The following is a 19,220-nucleotide window of genomic DNA, read 5'->3' on the forward strand; positions in this document are numbered from 1 at the left end:
CTTCGCGAAGCTCGCCGACGGGCGGCGGCTATGCGCTTTTATCTTGAGTACGGCGAGTCATGCGGCTAGTACGGGTAATGCGTGTATGGCGACCGTCGCCATGTTGCCGCGGCTCAGTAAGTCGCGCGGCCGCCGGACAGATCGAACACGGAGCCTGTGCTGAACGCGCAGTCTTCCGACGACAGCCACAGAATCAGCGAGGCCGCTTCTTCCGGCAACAGGAAACGGTTCATTGGGATCTTCGACAACATGTAGTCGATATGTTGTTGCGACATCGAATCGAAGATTTCGGTTTTGGCCGCGGCGGGCGTGACGGCATTGACGAGAATGTTCTTCGTCGCGAGTTCCTTGCCGAGCGATTTGGTCAGGCCGATGAGCCCCGCCTTGGAGGCGCTGTAGTGCGAGGCGTTGGGATTGCCTTCCTTGCCGGCCACCGAGGCGATATTGACGATGCGTCCGTAGCCCTGCTTGAGCATTTGCGGCACGACCGCGCGGCAGGTGAGATACGGGCCGATCAGGTTCACGTCGATCACGCGGCGCCACACGTCGGGCTCCAGTTCCCACGTCGCGCCGTTGCCGCCGGTGATGCCGGCGCAATTGATCAGCACGTCGATCGCGCCGTGCGCGGCGACGGTTTGCGCGACCGCTTCAGCAACGGCGGCTTCCTGCGTGAGTTCGACACTGACGGCGGTGACTTTGCCGAGTTCGCTCAACTCGCGCTGGCTGCGCGCGAGGCGGTCCGCGTCGATGTCCCAGAGCGCGACGGACGCGCCCGAGTTCAGCGCCCGTTGCGCCACCGCGTAGCCGATACCGCGCGCGCCGCCGGTAATGGCGACCACGCGTCCGTCCAGATCGATCCGATTCATCGCTGTGCTCCTGGGCAGGCCGGGCGGCTTGCCGTTGTGTTTTTGTCTATGTCTATGGGCTGGGCGAGCTTGCTGCTCACTGTCCGGCCAATATACGAGCGGGGCGATGTGCTAACAATCCGAGTATTGGAGGGGGTGATAACAAAAGTGGATCGGGGGCTCCGTCGTTCTATGGGGCGCGGAATTCTCTAACCGTTCGCTGCAAGCGAAATCTGGCAGCACGGAAACAACGCCGTCCAGCCAGCCTGCGGCCGCCCCACCCCATGCCTCATAGGCATGCCACCCCGCTTATAAAGTCTTTTTAAATTTTCCAGGCCAGGCCTAAATTACCCATCAGACGGCAGCGACGCGTCGCTCCACCCCGCAACACGGAGCACCCCCCACTCTTCGGCCATGCATTCGATCTATCGCCAGGTTTTGAAATGGGGGCAACGCGGATCGCATTCTGTTACTCACTTCACCGCAAAGGAAACGATCATGGCCCGCTTGTTCGCTCCGATCACCGTCGGCGCTTACCCCCTCTCGCATCGCGTTGCGCTGGCGCCGATGACGCGCCTGCGCACCATTCAACCCGGCGACATTCCGAGCCCGATGATGGCCGACTTCTACGGCCAGCGCGCCTCCGAAGGCGGACTCGAAATCATCGAAGGCGTCAGCATCTCCGTCACCGCCCGCTCCTATCTCGGCGCGGCGAGCTTCTACCACGACGGCCAGACGGCCGGCTGGAAAGCGATCGCCAATGCCGTTCACGCCAAAGGCGGCCGCGTATTCATGCAACTGATTCACGGCGGACGTCAAAGCCACGTTGAAATGACAGGTGGCGTGGACCCGGTTGCACCGTCGGTGGTTCCGTTCGACGGCGTCGCGTTGACGAAGGATGGCTTCGTGCCCGCGTCCCCGCACCGCGCACTCGCTATCGACGAGATTCCCGGCGTCATCGAGGAATTCCGGGTTACGGCACAACGCGCGCTCGATGCCGGCTTCGACGGCGTGGAACTGCATGGCGCGAACGGTTATCTGGTCGACCAGTTCATTCAGGACGGCACCAACCAACGCAGGGACGCTTACGGCGGCCCGATCGAAAACCGTGTTCGCTTTCTGCGTGAAGCAGTCGAAGCGCTGATCTCGGTGTGGGGTGCGGATCGGGTCGGCGTGCGCATTTCGCCATCGGGTGAATGGGGCGGCATTTCGGACAGCAATCCCGAAGCCACCTTCAGCCATGTCGCCAAAGTGCTCGACGAGTACAAGATCGCTTACCTGCATGTGATCGAACCGCGCATCAAGGGCGACGAGACGCTGCACGAAGGTCATCCGCCGGTTGCGGTGAAGTATCTTCGTCCGCACTTTTCCGGGCCGATCATCGCAGCGGGTGGCTTTGACGGCGATAGCGCCGAAGCCATCGTTGCAAGCGGTGACGCGGACCTGGTCGCTTTTGGCCGCCATTTCTCGTCCAACCCGGATTTGCCGTATCGTCTGAAGCACAAGCTGCCGCTCACGCCGTACGTCCGCGCCGCATTCTGGGGCGGCGATGAAACGCACTACTCCGATTTTCCCGCCTATCAGCCTGTCGCAGAAGCCGAAGCGACCGTCTGAGTCGATTCGTGTTTCGTTATCCATCAACGTAGGAGGTTTTCATGTCACGCACTATCAAGTTCGCCCAGGCCGGCGGGCCGGAAGTTCTCGAATTCGTCGACACAGCGACACCCGAACCGGGTCCGAGCGAGATTCGTATCAAGGTGAAAGCGATCGGCATCAATCGCGCGGAAGCGATGTGGCGCATCGACCAGTACATCGAACCGGTGAAGTTTCCGGCGGGTCTCGGTTATGAAGCCGCCGGGATTGTCGATGCGGTCGGCAAAGACGTCAGCGGCTTCGCGGCCGGCGACGAGGTCAACGTGATCCCGTCGTTCTCGATGAATCAGTACGGCACCTATGGCGAAGTGATCGTCGTGCCGGACTATGCTGTCGTCAAACATCCGCCGTCGCTGTCGCATGCCGAGGCAGCCTCGGTGTGGATGATGTTCGTGACGGCGTACGGCGCGCTGATCGAAGATGCGAAGGTGCAGAAAGGCGACTTCGTGATCGTGCCGGCGGCGTCGAGCAGTGTTGGACTCGCGGCGATCCAGCTTGCGAATTACGCCGGTGCGACTTCTATTGCGCTGACGCGTGGTGCGGCCAAACGTCAGCAGTTGCTCGACGCGGGCGCCGCTCACGTGGTGGTGACGGACGAAACCGATCTGCTCGACGAAGTGATGCGAATCACGGACGGCAAGGGTGCACGCGTGGTGTTCGATCCGGTCGGCGGGCCGAACTTTGCGAAACTGATTTCGGCGCTGTCGTTTCAGGGCATTGCGTATATCTACGGTGCGCTTAGCGATGAAGTCACGCCGCTGCCGGTGCTCGAGATGATCGCGAAGATGATCACCGTCAAGGCGCACAACATCTGGTTGACGAGTGGGGATGAGACGCGTCGTAAGGCGGCGGTGGATTATGTTCTCAAAGGGTTGGCGAGTGGCGCGCTCAAGCCGGTGATCGATCGCACGTTCTCGTTCGATGAGATGGTCGAGGTGCACCGGTATCTGGAGACTAATGGTCAGTTTGGGAAGATCGTTGTGACGGTGTGAACGGCTGAGTGAGTGTGACTGAGACGTTCGCCGGGGAGTGGCGAACGTCCTGGCGTGGCTGAAGGTAGCTGGGGATACGCATTCGGCGCCCGAATGCCAACGCACCAGCTACCCTAACCTTCTTTCCGATATCGAGTGTGAAGGTTGGCGATTCGAGCATCGAACGCATTAGTCAGACACGGCATATCGGTACATTGCTTCGTTACCTGATCGAGCCAGTTCTGCTGTTCGATGCGGACCCCAACGTCCTTGCCCCCTATACGGCTCTGCGCCGCCTCGTACTCTTTGATTTCCTGATCGTAGGCGGCTGCTAGCGTCGCGCTCCTGCAAATGTTGGCACCAAAAAAAGTCCCGTCGTCAGAGCAACTGACAGCCTCTGAGGTCGCCTGCGTCGAGGCGCTTTGAATCTGGACAGGAGGGGCATCTGGAACCGGATTCGGAACCGTCGCCACCGGGTCAGCAGCGACAACCCTCTCGTTTGATCCGAGCGCGGATCCACTGTCCGGCTTCTGCTCGGCTTGCTGTGGGTCAAGCGCGACAACCGGATTCGATACCGTTGCAGCAGAGGTAACGGTAGCGTCCTGTGGCGAACTCACCGTATTAACCGGCGCCACTTCCGATGAAGGTCGGGATGGCGAGGTCAACTGGTTAACCGCGGCGCCCGCAATGCATATCCCAATGCCGCACAAAATGCGCTTCCCTGAGCGACCAAAGTCTCTGGTATCAGGTTCGTTGTTCTTGTAGCCCGTCTTAAAGCGACGGTCGACCTTGCGAGTATCGAAGAAACCGCCTATCCCCACCAGCCCGGTGACAACGCCCAGAAAAACTAGCACTACCCCGATATTGTCCATGTCTTTTTACTTTTATTTAATCTGAAAAAGATCGCGGAATCACAACGCCGACAGTCGGCTAGCCGCAAATCCTTCGTAGCACTGAAATCGCTCTTGAGATATCACCGGGTACTTTTCGCATTCACTAGCGGTCATTTGCTCAAAAGACTGCTCGGAGGACACGAGTTCGGGTGCTCCCGCTGCGCCACCGGCCGCCTTCAGCCGCTTCAAATACAAGGCATGCTCGGTTCCCTGCGCGCTACCGCGCTTATATTCACCGGACACGTTGAGTTTAAGCAATGAAGAGACAATCTTCTGAGACCCCGCCAAAGATTGTGCTTCGTCCGTTGCACAGTACAGAAGCGTGGTCGGCTTATTTGCGGCGAGGAAGAATGCATACACGCACGATTGTGAGGCAGTAGCGGAAAACGACGAGGGTGCCGCCGCGGCGCCTCGAATACCGACAGCACCCGGCAAGTCGACAGGTGAAAGAAGTGCGGCATTCGTGAAACCGGCCTTGGACACGCGGTTCGCCTCGTTACCCAACTGACGCGTCAGCACGTCAGGCGGCAAAACACGTAACGCTTGAATGGCGCTATCGAACCATGATATCGGTACATACCTGTCGCGCTGGCTCACTGTCCGGATTTGCCAAATGGAGGTATCCGTCGTTCCCACTGACGGCTGACACATCGCAACTTCGTCGTCCGCGGGACCAGGAAGCATGCATTTTGCATTGACGCCGTACGATGGAAGGCTTGCTTTCAAACGAAGGCTTCCTAAATTTAGCGTCTGCGACTTCCATTCAATCACTGGAACGGGTGGCGACTCGGCAGGCGAAGACGCTACCGTTGCCGATGTACTCGGGACGTCCAGTTGCGCGCTTGCATCAGGCTTCGAACTCCTGTTCGCGCCGGACAGCAAAACCCCGATTGCCACCGCGCAAACCAAAGCAAAATAAGCGGGCGCTTTACTTGTCCACATGATCATGGTCTATTATCGAAGGCTCAAATACTAACGCGCGGATCCGAGCTTAGCCAGCGCCGCATAGCGAGAAGACCATGACTGAGAACAACGACTTCGCTACGCAAGTAGCATTCGGCACGGACAATTTCGCCGAAAATCCTGAGCAACGCTGTCCATGCGTGCTTCTTCTGGATCGTTCAGGCTCCATGGCCGGTGAGCCAATCGCTCTGTTGAACGCGGGGCTGACAACGTTTAAAGACGAACTTGCGGCTGACTCGCTCGCCATGAAACGAGTCGACACGGCGATTGTGAGTTTCGGGCCTCCCGCTCTTGAAATGCCCTTTCACACAGCACCGAATTTCTTCCCGCCCACGCTGACCGCCCAAGGCGATACGCCAATGGGCGCGGCGATCAATCTGGCGCTCGACACACTCGATGCGCGCAAGGCGGAGTACAAAGCCAACGGCATCTCATACTACCGCCCGTGGGTCTTTCTTATTACCGACGGCGGCCCGACCGATGCCTGGCAATCGGCCGCGGCTCGAATCCGCGAAGGCGAAGCCTCCAAGAAATTTGCGTTCTTTGCCGTTGGTGTGAAAGGCGCAAATATGGACACGCTCGGCCAGATTTCGACTGCTCGCCAACCACTGGAACTGCAAGGCTTGAAATTCCGCGAGCTTTTCCAATGGCTATCCGCCTCTATGGCGGCGGTCTCGCGCTCGACGCCGGGCACGGAGGTGCCTCTTACAGCTCCCACAGGTTGGGCTTCGGTGTGAGCTGGCGAGTCATCGGCGCTTCCGTTGTCGGCAGTTCACATCTTCAAACATCCGCGCCCTGCCAGGACAGTTGCTTTTACCATGTCGCGACCGACGCCGAAGGAGCCAGTTATCTGGTCGCCCTCGCATCCGACGGGGCGGGCAGCGCGCAGTTCGGAGAAGTCGGCGCGGAGATAGCGTGCGAAGCTGGCGGCAAACTCCTGCTCGCAGCGGTCGAAGCGTCTGGCGAAGCTGGGCTAACTGTCGAACTGGCTGGCGAGTTGCTCCAGCGCGTTCGTGCCGACATTTCGGAGGCTGCGAACGCGCTGGACGTCGCAACGCGCGCTCTTGCCTGCACGCTGCTCGGTGCGGTCATCGGGCCGACGCAGGCCCTCTATTTTCAGGTAGGTGATGGTGCGATCGTCACGCGGAATGAAGACGGACTCGCGCCTGTCTTCTGGCCGGAATCTGGCGAATACGCAAACATGACGTTCTTCGTCACGGACGCCGACGCCCAGGACCATCTTCGCGCCGAAGTTCGAAACACGACCGAAGAGGCCGCCCTGTTCAGCGATGGCCTGCAGCGCCTTGCCCTTGTGTTCTCCAATGAAACAGCGCACGAACCGTTCTTCGAGCCTATGTTCAAGGCGCTGCGCACTTCAACGGATGAACAGACCGACTCATTATGCTCAGCGCTTGAGCGGTTTCTGGGGAGCAACGCAATCAACGAACGAACTGACGACGACAAGACGCTGATTCTTGCCACCCGTGCGCTGGGAGTGGTCGATGTCAGTGGCATTTGACGAATCTGGAAACCCGTTGAACCTGGGCAAAAAGCTTGGCGAGGGCGGCGAAGGCGCCGTCTTCGACGCCATGCACAACGGCGAAAATGTTGCCGCGAAGATATATTCTCATGCGCTTCCGCCGGAGCGACAAGCCAAACTGCGCGCCATGGCACAGGTCGGCGACACCTATCTGAAGCAGATTGCAGCATGGCCAATCAGCGTATTGCTGGCGCATAAGCCCGGGCCAGTCGCCGGGTTCACGATGCCGAAGTTCTCCGGCTACGAACCCGTCCATCAGCTTTATGGGGTGGCAAGCAGACGCCAGACCTTTCCCAAGGTCGATTTTTCGTTCCTGGTGGGAACCGCACGAAACATCGCCGCCGCTTTCGATGCCATACACGCGCACGGGCACGCGATTGGCGACGTCAACGAAAACAACATCATCGTCAGCCATCAAGGGACAATCAAATTACTCGATTGCGACTCGTTCCATGTGAATACCGCGACGACCAGCTTTCCATGCACCGTCGGCGTTCCCCACTACACTCCGCCCGAACTGCAGGGGCTTGGATCGTTTCACGGCGTGACCCGCACTGCGAATCATGACAATTTCGGCCTTGCCGTCCTTGTTTTCCAACTCCTGTTTATGGCGCGCCATCCGTTTTCGGGGGTGCCGAAATTAACCGGCGACTTGCCGCTGGATCGGGCCATCAAGGAATTCCGCTTCGCGTATGGCGCTGACCGGCTTGCGCGGTTGATCGATATGCCGCCTAGAGCTTTGGGCCTCGACTACTTGCCACCGGCAATGGGTGACCTCTTCTGGCGTGCATTCACCGAATCCGGCGCGCAATACGGTCGCCCCAAAGCAAAAGAATGGGTTGCAGCGCTCGACGGCCTGTTGCACTCATTGAGGTCATGCAGCACCGAGCCTCGTCACAAATATCCGGGCCACCTCAAGTCCTGCGTGTGGTGTGAACGCGACAAGCTCGGAACGCCATACTTCACCCCGGCATCCGCGACCGGACCAACCATCAACTTTCAGGTTGCCGGGGCGAACATCGGCGCGCTCTGGTCGCAGATTCAGGCGCTAAGCGCCCTGCCGCCGTTACCCGCTTACAGCCCACAGTCTTTCAACGTTAGTGGGCGGCCCGCGCCGGCATCCGTCGGCAAGGGCATCACCAAAACACGGCTGACCTACGCGGCCATCTGTTTCTTTGCGTTCCTCGCGGCGCTCGTTGTCCCCACGCTCTGGCCTCTATGGTTCCTGATTGGCGCCTTTGCCATCTACGGCGTAAAGGTACCGATACCCGTCGAACTCGTCACACGGAAAAGCGTTGCCGACAGCACAAAGCGTGCATATGAGCAGGCATTGGCCAACTACGAGAGTCTGAGAACCGACCGAAGGCTCTCGGATAAAGCGCGCGAACTTGGGCAAATCAAGGCCCAACTCGACGGCTTACCGCAGGTCCTGGCTCAGGAGCTGAAACAACTGCAAGCATCTCTGGTAGCTCGCCAGTTGCACGATTTCCTGGATCGTCACTTCATTCACGCCGCAAAAATCGCTGGCGTCGGCGAGCAGCGCAAGCAGACTCTGGTCTCGTTCGGTATCGAATCGGCCGCGGATGTTACTGCGTCCGCCATCGCTGTGATTCCCGGCTTCGGCGCTGGGCTTACAGCAAATCTTATGACATGGAGACGCGGAATCGAACAGCGCTTCGCTCCCGTTGCTAGCGCCGCTCCAACGCCTCAAGACATTAGCGCAGCGCACAGCAGAGTTGCGTCGATGCGAGCCAGACTGGAACAACAACTCAAGGATGGCGCGGCCCGGCTGCAAGAAATCCGCAACGATACTGTCGCAAGACAGAACGGCGCCAGGAGTGCGCTTGAGGCAACCTCGCATGCACTCGCGCAGGCAGAAGCCGACGTCGCCATTATGCAGGCGCGGAAATGACGAGGCCCATTGAGTTGAAAAGTAAAATACTCATTGCGTGGTGCTTCAGTATTGTTCTCGGTTTGAACACCATTCCAGCTCACGCACAGGATGCATCCAACCAGGTTGACCAGTTTCTCAACGCTTTCCGCGGCAAGCCTGTTGGGCCGATCTCGCCGCCTCCCGCGGCTATCGCATCGACAGAGCCGCAAACCCCGAGTCCAGCCCAAGCCCAAATGGCCGGGACAAGTCAAAGCGCTCGCACAGATTGTCCTGCCGGGATGGGGCCAGGCCCGTACGGCTGCGTGCCGACAGCGATGCCGCCAAACGCGCATCGCGTATCCCCGGATGGCCAGTGGCAATGTGACGACGGTTATCTGCGATTCGGCGCGGTGTGCATGTCAATGCAGACGCCGCCGAATGCGCATCTGACAGGCACAGGCAGCAACTGGGAATGCAACACGGGGTATCGACGTCTTGGGAACGTTTGCGTCGCCATCAATATGCCGCCAAACGCGCATCTTGCCGACACTTTGAACGGATGGACATGCGACTCGGGTCATCGGTCAATCGGCAATCTGTGCGTCGCACAATAGGGATCAGAAACGCCAGGTTTCTATCGGGCTTCTACAGGAAATCACTTTCGCGTGGGCCATCCCGCTTTAGCGCTACGGAACACCGCGGAAGCCTCTTGCACCTGCCAGATTGCGTCAACTCCAGGCGCGTAAACGACAACGGCCCACGGGGTTAGCCGTGGGCCGGTCGCACCTGAAAGCAGGTGAAAAATGCAATTTGCGTTAAAGGCTCAGAGTAGTCTAACGACTATTCACTCATGTCTAATGATGGAATTTCCACGGTCGGGGGGCAATGCCACGCCATGCCGTACCGTCTAGTCTTCCCATCAAGCCTACTTGGGCGCAAATCCCGAAGTTGGCTACTCGCGAGGTGCATCGCCGGTTTCTTGAAGAAACAAGGTAAGCACACATGGAACCCATGGCGCACCATATTGGTGCCAACCCAAAGACTATAGCACATGCCGTCAATCGCGCTGACAGTTTCAATTTGCCTCGATCGTATGAGCCGCCCTGCGATCACGACCCAGGTCGCAATCGGCGCAGAAGCATGCCTTGGCGACGAAGGTCCGAGCGGATAAAGCGTCCTTTCGAAGGCGCAGCACACGCGGCGCTTAACCCATCTCAGCTTGAAAGACGAATGTTATCGTTAGGCGCAATGTTGATATGTTTTTTGACCGACAGCGCTTCCCTCTTGTTTTCATGGCAATCAAAAAACAGTGCGCTAAAAGGTTCGCCCTTCTGGCAGTCGTAGTGAAGCGTCGGATTGTAGGCTGCGCCCAAACGCCTCTTTGCACTGATGTAGCAGATTTCGTTATGCTCGCCGCTCGGATGATGCAGGCCATGTAGTTCATGTCCTGGCGGTTTGAACTGAATTCCGCGTGCATCGACAAAGTAGCGTCTGCCTGCCTTATGCCCCTCCTGAATCTTTTGCGGCGGGTGAAGATGCCGGAACTTTGCCACGGCCTGTTCAATGATCGTAAACTTGTCGCTCTTCGCCAGCAGCGATGACTGCACGTATTTCAGATGACCGAGGAGATGTCTGGATTCAAAATTTCTATAAGGCAACAGAAGCGGCGTTCGCTGCGCGCCTTCACTGAACTCCCGCTTGATGGCGGGCAGTGCCTTTCGCACCTCAGTGCAAACGAGTCGAAGCTTTTGAACCAATTCGTTCTTCGACTGACCAACCCCATGCTTATCCGCTTTCGTCATCGACCAGTCGATCGGAACCATAAAAACATGGGGGAAAAGCGCCGCCTCCAGCACATCCGCATTCATACCGTCGCGCTGTACGTAGAAAAGTGCGATGGATGCATCAGGTTTTACAGATGGCACCTTGGCTTTGAGATGTTCGGCGAACTGGTTCGTCGTTCTGGTCAGATGTTTATGCTGATACGGTGTGCCATTGGGTCCGTGTTGCACGGTAAAGAACCCCGCGCTCTGACCGACGATTGATTGTCGTTCCTTTCTCACGCCGTCCAGAACTTCATCCGGAATACCGGCAAAGCCAAATACGAAGTCCATCGTCTAGAAACGATTAAGAAGTTTTTCGACGATATCAAGAGGTAACTGGACTCGCTTGAGATCCTGCTCCGAAAGTGTCTCGATGATCTGCTCGAGCAACGACTTTCTACCTGGTCGCTCGGACACCCTAGGCTTAGGCGAGATTGTTCCTGGTTCAAGTTCCGACTGGGCTCGCCATTCTTTGATATTGGCGATGAGTTGTGCAGTAGCCTGAGCGGGATCAGCAACCCCTGAAGGATCGACAATGAGATCTCGTGCGATTGGCTTGGCAGACGCCGGAATTTCCGCATCAAGGTCGATATCATCAAAGCGGACTTTCGGCGTCAAATGAACCACACGTTGTTTGTCCGCAGCCAGCGGGCGGGAAAAAGCCGTAAGAATTGCACCGCTAACCCCAGTTGCAGCGGCAGCCTTCTTCGTTGGATCTGCGTGCGGGAAAAGCAAAACCGGGTCACCTGCCACACCAACTTCCGCGGGAATCGCAACGCGGACAATCGGATTATCTGGAGATACAAAAATTCTCAGTTCGTCCTGTAGTTCCTCTTCCAGATAACTTGTGAGCTTCCTGCTCCCCATTTCGGCCCTGGCAAGTTCGGGATGGCCGCTAACAAGCGAGCCAATCTGTGAAAGCAGCACGCCGACGCGCTTCTCATTCCATGTCGCTCGAACGAGAGCAACGATCATCGATCTGATCGAGTCAGTCTGGGCGTCTTTATTAGCTTCCATTGTTCCTCGGGACGACGGACTGTGAGAGTTGGAGAGTTTAGAACAACTTGCCGGAGGAAAACCCTGTCTCAAGATAATTTAGAAGCCCTACAAGGCACAAGTCTCATCTGTGAAGGTCGCTCGCCGGTCTCACTACCGTCTGCCTCCCAGCATCCCCGCCATCGCGGACAACCCCGCTATCCCCGCGGTAGCCGCGGCGCGCACCGGCATCGAAGTCGCCAGAGACGTCATCACCGCTGCGCCCGCCACCGCTCGGACCGCACCGATTCCCGCTCCGGTCCATGTTCCGCCCAACTGCATGTTCTGCACGAACTGCCGCGTGCCGCCGACGATCGACGAAGCGCCCGAGCCATGCCAAAGCGCCGTGCCGGCCATGCCGGATATCTGCCCCATTGCCTCCCACGCACGGCTTCGGGGAGGCGTAGCGACCGGCGGCAAGGCGTGTGTCGATCCCGATACCGACGACGACGCAACGACCGGCGCCATGGTGAAAGATGTCGGCGCCGTCGGCACAGGAACCGGTGGCAGCACGGCGGGAATATGGGCGGAGTTCTGTAGAACAGGGTTCTTCGAACTCGCCCCGATCCAGTCGGCGCCGTTGATCATCTTGTCCTTACTCACCACCTTTTCCGAGAGCATGGTGCGCTTGCCCTCCTCAACCCGGACGACCGAGCCCACCGAAGCATTCGATGTCGGGTCGACAGCCGCCTGCTTGTTATCGCGCGTATGGATACGGATAACGAAAGGGGTCGTGCTACCTGTCTGAGGCACGGAGAAATTTCGTCCCGTGCGTATCTGCTGGCGGCCTTGTCTCTTATTCGGGTCCCAAGGGACCTCGGTCGACGGATGGAGCAGTCCCATCAACGCGTTCGCATCGATCGAACCACCGTGCCGCACGCCTTCCAGTTGAGCCCTGGAGACGTGCGTCGCCGTCCCGGTCGGTTGCAACGCGTGAATCTCGTGCGCCTGAGTGATCGAGTTCCGTCGCTGCAAGCCACCGTTGAAAGCAACCGCGGCCGTATGTTCGGCCGAGCCCGTGCCGCCGTTTCCGTGATGCATGGTGAGCTTCCCCGTTGTACGTCTATCGTTGATGTGATTTCAGATCGGCGTGTCCTTGTCGTGGCATGTCACGCTGCTTCGGCGGCGAGTTCGACCGGCGCATCGATCGCCTCGCATAAATTCGTGAAGCGCGCGATCGTGTCCTGTAACGACACGTGCGCCGCGGCGCCGGCCACCGCAGTACAAAGATGGAAGAAGCCGACCTCGGGCTCAGTCGCCGGGCGCACCGGCAGACGGTTGAAACCGAGTCGCCGCAACGCGGCGTGCGAGCGCGCATTTTCCGCATACGACGCCGTGAAAATATCCGCGATGCCATCCGCTCGCGCCTGCTCGAACAACAATTGCGCCGCGCGCGTGCCGAAGCCCTGCCCTTGCGCGTGAACATCGATCCAGAAGTAGAAGTGCGCGGCGTCGCCCGCACGGCACAGACTCACGACACCGATGAAGCCGCACCGCGCGTCCATCACCGCGTAACTCATGCGGCCCGCTTCGGTGGCGTCTGCTTCGAGCCACTTCTGCACGTCTTGCGGTTCGTTCAGCGACGGCAGATTTGCCAGCGCGGCGAGATGCGGATCGGTGAAGGCCGCGAGCAGCGCGTCGGCATGTTCGACGCCGAGCGGCTCGATCGACAGTGCGGCGTCGCGTGCGAGGTCGGGGCGATACCACGGTAGCGCGCGTCGCCGAGTCGCGCGTGCTTCGAGTTCAATTTGCCACGCGTGCACGTCCGGGTCGTCGGGATCGAGCATGTGTGCGTGCTCGACGTGCGTGCAGGCCGCTGGAAGCTCGCCGCTCGATGCCAGACAATGCGCGAGATGCAGGTGGACGCAAGCGCGCCAGCGAGCATGGTGTTGTTCGTTTGCTTCGTGGGTTGCTTGCGTCTCGTTCGCTGCTTGCGCGCCGAACGTTGCCTTCGCATCGTTCACTGTCTGCGCTTCGTTCGCGCCATTCACTTCGCTCCAACGCCGCAATTCACCCGCATCTCCCACGCTCCCCAGGCGCGCGTTCTCATCGACCGCCAACACGCTGCGCCAGATCTCCTTCGCGAGTTGCCAATCGCCTGACGCGGCCGCTGCGCTCGCCAGTTGCGCATCGAACTGCACGGTCTGCGTGTCGGGCAAATGATGCCGCCACGTTTGCGCGAACGCGTGCCGCCACAACTGCACCGTCTGATTCGACGCACCCGACAGTTGCGCGGCGCGCGCCGGCCAATGCGGCAGCATGGCGGCCAGCACGGCCGGGTCATAAGCGGAGGCGCGCAACAGCGTGGCCAGGGTATCGAGCGGCGCGTGTTCCGCAACCGACTCGGCAACCTGCGCAAGTCGTCGCGCGTCGCACGGCTCGCATCGTTCGATAATGTCTGTCAGCTTCAGCCGTGCCGTCATCGGCGGTTCGCTGCCGGCACGCGACCAGCCTGCCTGAACCGCCAGATCGTGCGCGTCGGTCTGGCGCTGCACCACCCATGCGGACGGTTGCCGCCAGGCAAGCGCGTGAAAGTTGACGGGCGCCCTCGTGTCGCCGGGCAGCCACGTGTCGGGCGCGCTCAGCGCACCGTCGCGCAAGTCCGCTTCGCTCGATGCGCCAATGTCGCACGCGAGCATCAGATAGCGCTCGCCGCTCAATCGTCGCAAGGCATCCGCCAGCGCCATCGCGCCGGTCGGCAGCAGCACGCTGGCACTGACGAGACTTGCGACATAACGTTCGGCGAGCGGCCCCCACAGTGGCGCAAGATCATCCGTCGACGCCGGCTGCCATCGATAGGACAGCGTGTATGCGGCGGCGTCTGCCGAGACGTCGATGTCCGCTTCTACGTAGGCCTCAAGCCATTGCCCGTAATGCGCCGCATACAGGTCGGCAGGCTGCCGCGAAAACCAGCCGGCCGCGACGGCGACAACTGGGTTAACGAGTCGTTCGATCACGGTTTGCTGGCCATCGGGTCGTAACGCGCCATCGGTGAAGAGTGACCAGCTCGCTGTGTCGAGACGTCCCGTTTCGATCAGTGAAGCGAAGCGGGAATGCGTGCGCAGATGCTGCAGCGTTTCGTGCACTGGACTCGCTGTCGCAACAGCATTCACCTCACCCGCTTCACGCCCTTCGTCACATCCTTCATCACAGACGAGATAACGCCAATCGACTCCCGCCACATCACTCGAAGACAGACGATCTTCGATCGCCTGCACCAGCAACCACGCCAGCACCCCGCGTCCTGGCGAGACATCGAGCACATAAAGCGACTGGTCCGAATCGAGCGTGCCGAGCGCGGACTCCGTTTCCCAGAAACAGACGATCGCATCAGCCCACGCATTGGCCCATCGCGGTCCCGCCAGCATATCGGCGAGCGGCCCGGCCACCGGCAGCGTCGCGCAAACGTCGGCGAAACGCAGGCCGGTGTGCGCAACTTGCGTGTCGTTACCATCATCGCCGCCGTCAACACCACGCGCCAACTTGTCCTCGACCCGCAGATCCGTGTCCCTCATGCCGCCCTCCTCACCCCGTTATTTTTCCGTGCTGCTGGTCAACTTCAGCCCAGTCGTGGTGGTCGTGAAAATACCTGAGCGGTAGTTGCCGCCTCCGCCCTGCACCTTCTGTGCGGTCTCCATCGACGGCATGCCGAACGTCAGGTTCGCCTGATACAGCCGTTCGCCGCGCGCGGTCGGCGTCATGCTGCTGGTCAACGGCACATCGAGGCCGGTGCTGACACGGCCATTACCGGTGCCGTGCCCGAGCCGCAGATTGCCGAACGAATCGAAGGTGTTCTTCAGGTAGCTCTTGTAGCCGCCGAAGCGCTTGTCCGGTGTGTTCCCCTGAAATGCGGTCAGCACGTTTTTCATCATCGTGTCGCGCTTCACCAGATGCTCATCGCGAGCCGAACCGCTGGCGCCGCCCGGGTTGCCGCTCACCGCTCTGGCAAATGGGCCCTGCGGCGCTTCCTCGCTCTGGATCGCACGGCCGATGCCGGTCATCCGGCCGACCGCCGCCGCCTGCTCCGCGATGCCGTTAAGCATGCCGCCCTGGTCCTTGCCGAACTTCGCGGTGCCGAAACGCGAAACGCCTTGATGGAACTGCAACGTCATCTGGTTCATCAGGTTCTGACCGGTCCCGCTCGCGATCACATGATTGATGCTGGTGGGACCGGGGGCGATGCCTTGGCTGACGTCGTACTCCTGGTGAGTGAGCGGACGGCCGGCCTCGTTCGCCGCGCGGACATAGTGCTCGCGGTTCGATGAATACTGCGACAAACGCGGCCTGGTTTTATCGCCGTAGTGCGTATCGAGCCCGCTTTGATCGACCGATTCGATGCCGGCGCCTGGGCCGTACTTCACCTGATGCTCGAGCTTCACGCCGCCTTTGTCGTAGAGAAAATTGCTGAGTTCCGGCGACGGCCGGTTGACTGGCGCGGGCAGGCCCATCACGTCGCGGCGACGCTCGGTCGCCGAGGTCTCGCTGAATTTGGCCCAGGTTTTCTGCGGCATGCCGAGCGTCTGCTCGGGCGTCGGCGGCAGCGCCAGTTGCGGCGCGTGCGGTTGCGCGTGGGCCTGCGGCAGATGCATCGGCGACAACGGCGCGCTCGACGGCGCACTGTGCGGCGTCATCTCGACATCCATCGCCGACGACGGGTGCGGTGATTGCAGCAGCGGTTGATGCGACGGCTGCGGCATGGAGAACGGCGATGGCGACGTCATGCTGTGCTGTGGCATCGAGAACGGCGACGGCGGAAACGGCGAATGGGATGTCACGGGGTTCGGCGCAACAGGCGCTGAGTAACGTCGCGCGTTGATCAACTCCTGCCGTCGGTCCGACGAGCGCTGGACCGCCTGCTTGAACCGCTCCGCCCGCCTGTCCGCAGCCGATGGTAACTGCTTGATCGGCATGCGAGACGGCTTCGAACCTTTGCGCGATCCATTCATGATGTATGCGTCTCCGGAAGCTGATGCGTTGAATGCTTGTGCGTGTGTTTCAAAATGTTCCGGTCGAGTGGCTCCGCGTCGATCACGCTCGCCAAGCGGCACGTCACTGTCTATGATTGAGGCCGCTGTTCTAACGAACCTCTTGCCCGCTTATTGCGCTACCAGAATGCTTAAAGTCTTCTTTCTGCTGTTGCTGGTTGCCTTCGGCGCCGTGATGTTCGCCGCCGGCACCCTCGCGCCTTCGAACCTCAAAGCGCCGATCGAGCGGCTCGCCGCGCAGGCCGCCGCGCTGCTGCCTGGTGAGTCTTCGAAAGCGGCGGCTACGTCGTCTTCAGCGTCGTCTTCCAACGGCGGCTCGACCGTCGCGGGCGGTGCGGTGATCGCGAAGAGCGCCACGCCCGCGGGCGCCGCCAATCCTGCCAGCCCGGTCGTTGCCGCATCGACGCCGATCGCCAGTCTGCTGGTGCCGGCACCGCCTCCCGCGCATGGCCATTACGCGTTGCAAGCCGCGACTTTCACGTCGAGCGACGCCGCCTCGCTGTTCGCCGGTTCGGTCAGCGAGCAGGGCTACAAGGCGACCATCGTGCCGATCACTGATAGCGGCCAGCCGCTGATCGTTGCGGTCGGCGACTACCCGTCGCCGGAAGCCGCCAGCGCCGATCAACTGGTGGTCGGCCGGCAGTTGAAGTCGACTGCGTTGCCGCCGGTTGTCCTGTTGCCGCCGCCAGCGCGTTGAGCGCGGAGAGTCGTCCATCGCCCATTGCGCACCGTGCCCCTCCGTCAGCCTCAGCCCGCACCGCACTCGCATCGCCCGTAGCACGCCCATAACACACCCAACTCACCGCCCGAGCCGCCCTCTCCACCGATGCGGCCGGTCATGCACCCAGCCCGCTTCGCCGCGCGTCGGCACGAAACACCTTCAATTGCGCGAATCCTTCGCTGCAGAAGAACACGATGACATTCGCGCTCTGCCGCTGCGGCGTGATGAACCACAGCGCATCGCCGACCGCCAACCCGTAACTGCCGACGCGATTCACCAGCAGATCCGCGCGTCCTCGATCGGTGACCAGCGCCACGCGCAGATCCGCTTCGCCCATCGTCTCAGCCTGGTAGATACGCGCCATCAGCGGCTCCTTGCAGTTCGCGCCGGCGCTGCAAGGATCGTCGTCACGATGCCTGCTCCTCGGTTTGCGGCACGCCGAGCCCGAGCAGATCGAAGACGTTCAGTTGCCCGCGTCCCTGAATGAACAGTTCGTCGTAGAGTTGTGCGGTATTGAGCGTGCCCCACTCGACCGCCTTGCGAATCAGATACGGCACCGGACTATGCGGTTCGAGTTCGGCCAGCGCGGCGGCAGCATCGGCCAGTTGCGCGTACGCACGCTTGCGCGCGCTGACCGAATGCGGCAATGCGCTGGCTTCGTCGCGAAGCGTCGGTGTCGCCGCGTGGTCCGGTGCGTGATGACCGGCCGCCTGCGTACCGCTGTCGACGTTCGCCGCAGCCGCCGGGTGCGTGCTGGTATCCGCGTATCCGACCGCCGCCGAATGTGCCCCGCCATCGGCGTATGACGTCGTGGCCGAATACGCCCCGCCATTTCCATTCGCAGCAGTCGCAGCCGAATACGCCCCGCCATCCACGTTGACTGGCGCCGCCATCGACACCGCCACGGAAATCGTCTCGGTCAACGGTACGACACCCGCTTCGGCATGCGACCCATAGCCATGTCCTTGCTCCGGCGTCGGCGCTGCAGCGACCACACTCGCCACACGCGTGGCGACGCCGAACGGCATACCCCGCTGCACCAGTTGCGCGCTGACAAAAGCATGAATCTGTTCGAGCACGCCGCGCAGCGCGCCGACGCCCGGCGGGTCGCCGTCGAAGCATTGATCGAGCGTCCCGCCCAGCTTGGCCAGCGCCGCGAGGGCCTGGCTCAGTGCCGCGTGATGACCGATGAACACTTCCGTCGATGTCGCCGCGAGGGCTTTATCGAAGTCGGCGGCATCGACGCCACCCTCGTCGTCGCCGCCACGCGAGCCGCTCTGTGGCGACTGTTGCTGGCGTCGCAGTTGTTCGCAATCGGTCCAGGCATAAAGCCGTTCCGGCTCGCCCATCGGCGACTGCTGCTGCGCTCCGCCCGGCCACTCCGCAGACGCGAACCCCGCACCATTCGCAGCAAGAGCCGCAGAACCCACCACCGTCAGCGGCACCAGCCTCACCGGCGCAATCAACTTCTCATTGAGCCAGCGAAACAGATTCGCCCGATGCTCAAAATCGCCGTCCGCCGCACCCGGATACAGCACGTCCCAATAGCGCTCGCACAACGCATCGACAACGGCGACACCCGCCGCGAGTCCCGCGAAACCGTGCTCATGCAGCAACGCTTCCGTAAGCCAGACCGCCAGATGCAGATCCTTGCTGCGATACGCGAGCGCATCGAGCGAACCCGACGCGACTTCACCCCAGTTCGCGCGCTTGAGCTGCCGCACCCACGCGCCGAGCGGCAGCGACGCGTCATCGGCTTCGCGCGCGCGACGAATCGCTTGCCACAGCGGCGTGCCGCGCAGCGTCTCGCCCTGCGGCTGCGCGATGCTGACCGGCGCGAGCAGCGTCGCGAAGGTCATGCCGTACGCCGCACTCAAAAAACCGTTCGCATAATCGAGTGGATGCTCCATGTCTAACT

The 19,220-nt window shown here is 60.8% G+C and carries 16 protein-coding genes; 6 read left to right on the forward strand and 10 right to left on the reverse strand.

Going from position 1 to position 19,220, the window contains the following annotated elements:
• Window positions 1-113: 113 nt before the first annotated feature.
• Window positions 114-866 (reverse strand): SDR family NAD(P)-dependent oxidoreductase, encoded by a 753-nt coding sequence (locus FA94_RS29440; RefSeq protein WP_035558029.1) that lies wholly within the window; start codon window positions 864-866, stop codon window positions 114-116.
• A gap of 477 nt (window positions 867-1,343) precedes the next feature.
• On the opposite strand from FA94_RS29440, the gene FA94_RS29445 reads away from it, so the two are divergent.
• Both FA94_RS29445 and FA94_RS29450 read left to right on the forward strand, forming a co-directional pair.
• The gene (locus FA94_RS29445) at window positions 1,344-2,459 is read left to right on the forward strand and encodes an alkene reductase (protein WP_035558031.1); all 1,116 of its coding nucleotides are present in this window, start codon (window positions 1,344-1,346) and stop codon (window positions 2,457-2,459) included.
• A 41-nt stretch (window positions 2,460-2,500) separates the two neighbouring features.
• Window positions 2,501-3,490 carry a zinc-dependent alcohol dehydrogenase family protein gene (locus FA94_RS29450; RefSeq protein WP_035558033.1) on the forward strand — a complete coding sequence of 330 codons (990 nt, stop codon included), beginning with the start codon at window positions 2,501-2,503 and terminating at the stop codon, window positions 3,488-3,490.
• Window positions 3,491-3,603: 113 nt separating this feature from the next.
• Here the strand turns inward: FA94_RS29450 and FA94_RS37430 are convergent, their stop codons facing one another.
• Complete coding sequence (locus FA94_RS37430) at window positions 3,604-4,341, reverse strand: lysozyme inhibitor LprI family protein (RefSeq protein ID WP_051980859.1); 738 nt, start codon at window positions 4,339-4,341, stop codon at window positions 3,604-3,606.
• Between the two features lie 39 nt (window positions 4,342-4,380).
• Complete coding sequence (locus FA94_RS29460; RefSeq protein WP_035563408.1) at window positions 4,381-5,304, reverse strand: hypothetical protein; 924 nt, start codon at window positions 5,302-5,304, stop codon at window positions 4,381-4,383.
• A gap of 77 nt (window positions 5,305-5,381) precedes the next feature.
• On the opposite strand from FA94_RS29460, the gene FA94_RS29465 reads away from it, so the two are divergent.
• The 3 genes from FA94_RS29465 to FA94_RS29475 are packed head-to-tail and all read left to right on the forward strand — an operon-like array spanning window position 5,382 to window position 8,777.
• On the forward strand, window positions 5,382-6,062 hold the full coding sequence (locus FA94_RS29465) for a vWA domain-containing protein (RefSeq protein ID WP_035558036.1): 681 nt from the start codon (window positions 5,382-5,384) through the stop codon (window positions 6,060-6,062).
• The gene (locus FA94_RS29470) at window positions 5,972-6,844 is read left to right on the forward strand and encodes a PP2C family serine/threonine-protein phosphatase (RefSeq protein WP_231585055.1); all 873 of its coding nucleotides are present in this window, start codon (window positions 5,972-5,974) and stop codon (window positions 6,842-6,844) included. The genes FA94_RS29465 and FA94_RS29470 overlap by 91 nt, the downstream gene beginning before the upstream one ends.
• Window positions 6,828-8,777, forward strand: a complete 1,950-nt coding sequence (locus FA94_RS29475; RefSeq protein WP_035558039.1) for a hypothetical protein — start codon at window positions 6,828-6,830, stop codon at window positions 8,775-8,777. The genes FA94_RS29470 and FA94_RS29475 overlap by 17 nt, the downstream gene beginning before the upstream one ends.
• Window positions 8,778-9,952: 1,175 nt before the next feature.
• Here FA94_RS29475 and FA94_RS29480 read toward each other — a convergent pair.
• The 5 genes from FA94_RS29480 to FA94_RS29500 form a co-directional block, all read right to left on the reverse strand.
• Window positions 9,953-10,852, reverse strand: a complete 900-nt coding sequence (locus FA94_RS29480) for a hypothetical protein (protein WP_035558042.1) — start codon at window positions 10,850-10,852, stop codon at window positions 9,953-9,955.
• A 3-nt stretch (window positions 10,853-10,855) separates the two neighbouring features.
• Window positions 10,856-11,578: a hypothetical protein gene (locus FA94_RS29485; protein ID WP_035558045.1), complete on the reverse strand. Its 723-nt coding sequence runs from the start codon at window positions 11,576-11,578 to the stop codon at window positions 10,856-10,858.
• 132 nt (window positions 11,579-11,710) lie between these two features.
• Window positions 11,711-12,637: a hypothetical protein gene (locus FA94_RS29490; protein ID WP_035558048.1), complete on the reverse strand. Its 927-nt coding sequence runs from the start codon at window positions 12,635-12,637 to the stop codon at window positions 11,711-11,713.
• A 68-nt stretch (window positions 12,638-12,705) separates the two neighbouring features.
• Entirely contained in the window at window positions 12,706-15,111 is a 2,406-nt protein-coding gene (locus FA94_RS37435) for a GNAT family N-acetyltransferase (RefSeq protein WP_051980862.1), read from the reverse strand.
• Window positions 15,112-15,129: 18 nt separating this feature from the next.
• On the reverse strand, window positions 15,130-16,371 hold the full coding sequence (locus FA94_RS29500; RefSeq protein WP_156126731.1) for a hypothetical protein: 1,242 nt from the start codon (window positions 16,369-16,371) through the stop codon (window positions 15,130-15,132).
• 337 nt (window positions 16,372-16,708) lie between these two features.
• Here FA94_RS29500 and FA94_RS29505 point away from each other — a divergent pair, with 337 nt between their 5' ends.
• Complete coding sequence (locus FA94_RS29505; RefSeq protein WP_035558054.1) at window positions 16,709-17,278, forward strand: SPOR domain-containing protein; 570 nt, start codon at window positions 16,709-16,711, stop codon at window positions 17,276-17,278.
• A 139-nt stretch (window positions 17,279-17,417) separates the two neighbouring features.
• Here FA94_RS29505 and FA94_RS29510 read toward each other — a convergent pair whose 3' ends face one another.
• Window positions 17,418-17,666 (reverse strand): 7(1) septoil knot domain-containing protein, encoded by a 249-nt coding sequence (locus FA94_RS29510; RefSeq protein WP_231585056.1) that lies wholly within the window; start codon window positions 17,664-17,666, stop codon window positions 17,418-17,420.
• 43 nt (window positions 17,667-17,709) lie between these two features.
• Window positions 17,710-19,212, reverse strand: a complete 1,503-nt coding sequence (locus tag FA94_RS37440) for a type VI secretion system ImpA family N-terminal domain-containing protein (protein WP_051980864.1) — start codon at window positions 19,210-19,212, stop codon at window positions 17,710-17,712.
• Window positions 19,213-19,220 lie beyond the last annotated feature (8 nt).

This window comes from Burkholderia sp. 9120 (genome assembly GCF_000745015.1).
Lineage (GTDB): Bacteria > Pseudomonadota > Gammaproteobacteria > Burkholderiales > Burkholderiaceae > Paraburkholderia.

Coding starts and splice junctions, on each gene's coding strand:
- FA94_RS29490 (WP_035558048.1), bottom strand. CDS start 12,637: ATGCATCACGGAAACGGCGGCACGGGCTCGGCCGAACATACGGCCGCG.
- FA94_RS29450 (WP_035558033.1), top strand. CDS start 2,501: ATGTCACGCACTATCAAGTTCGCCCAGGCCGGCGGGCCGGAAGTTCTC.
- FA94_RS37435 (WP_051980862.1), bottom strand. CDS start 15,111: ATGAGGGACACGGATCTGCGGGTCGAGGACAAGTTGGCGCGTGGTGTT.
- FA94_RS37440 (WP_051980864.1), bottom strand. CDS start 19,212: ATGGAGCATCCACTCGATTATGCGAACGGTTTTTTGAGTGCGGCGTAC.
- FA94_RS29480 (WP_035558042.1), bottom strand. CDS start 10,852: ATGGACTTCGTATTTGGCTTTGCCGGTATTCCGGATGAAGTTCTGGAC.
- FA94_RS29440 (WP_035558029.1), bottom strand. CDS start 866: ATGAATCGGATCGATCTGGACGGACGCGTGGTCGCCATTACCGGCGGC.
- FA94_RS29470 (WP_231585055.1), top strand. CDS start 5,972: ATGGCTATCCGCCTCTATGGCGGCGGTCTCGCGCTCGACGCCGGGCAC.
- FA94_RS29445 (WP_035558031.1), top strand. CDS start 1,344: ATGGCCCGCTTGTTCGCTCCGATCACCGTCGGCGCTTACCCCCTCTCG.
- FA94_RS29465 (WP_035558036.1), top strand. CDS start 5,382: ATGACTGAGAACAACGACTTCGCTACGCAAGTAGCATTCGGCACGGAC.
- FA94_RS29475 (WP_035558039.1), top strand. CDS start 6,828: ATGTCAGTGGCATTTGACGAATCTGGAAACCCGTTGAACCTGGGCAAA.
- FA94_RS29505 (WP_035558054.1), top strand. CDS start 16,709: ATGCTTAAAGTCTTCTTTCTGCTGTTGCTGGTTGCCTTCGGCGCCGTG.
- FA94_RS37430 (WP_051980859.1), bottom strand. CDS start 4,341: ATGGACAATATCGGGGTAGTGCTAGTTTTTCTGGGCGTTGTCACCGGG.
- FA94_RS29485 (WP_035558045.1), bottom strand. CDS start 11,578: ATGGAAGCTAATAAAGACGCCCAGACTGACTCGATCAGATCGATGATC.
- FA94_RS29510 (WP_231585056.1), bottom strand. CDS start 17,666: ATGGCGCGTATCTACCAGGCTGAGACGATGGGCGAAGCGGATCTGCGC.
- FA94_RS29460 (WP_035563408.1), bottom strand. CDS start 5,304: ATGTGGACAAGTAAAGCGCCCGCTTATTTTGCTTTGGTTTGCGCGGTG.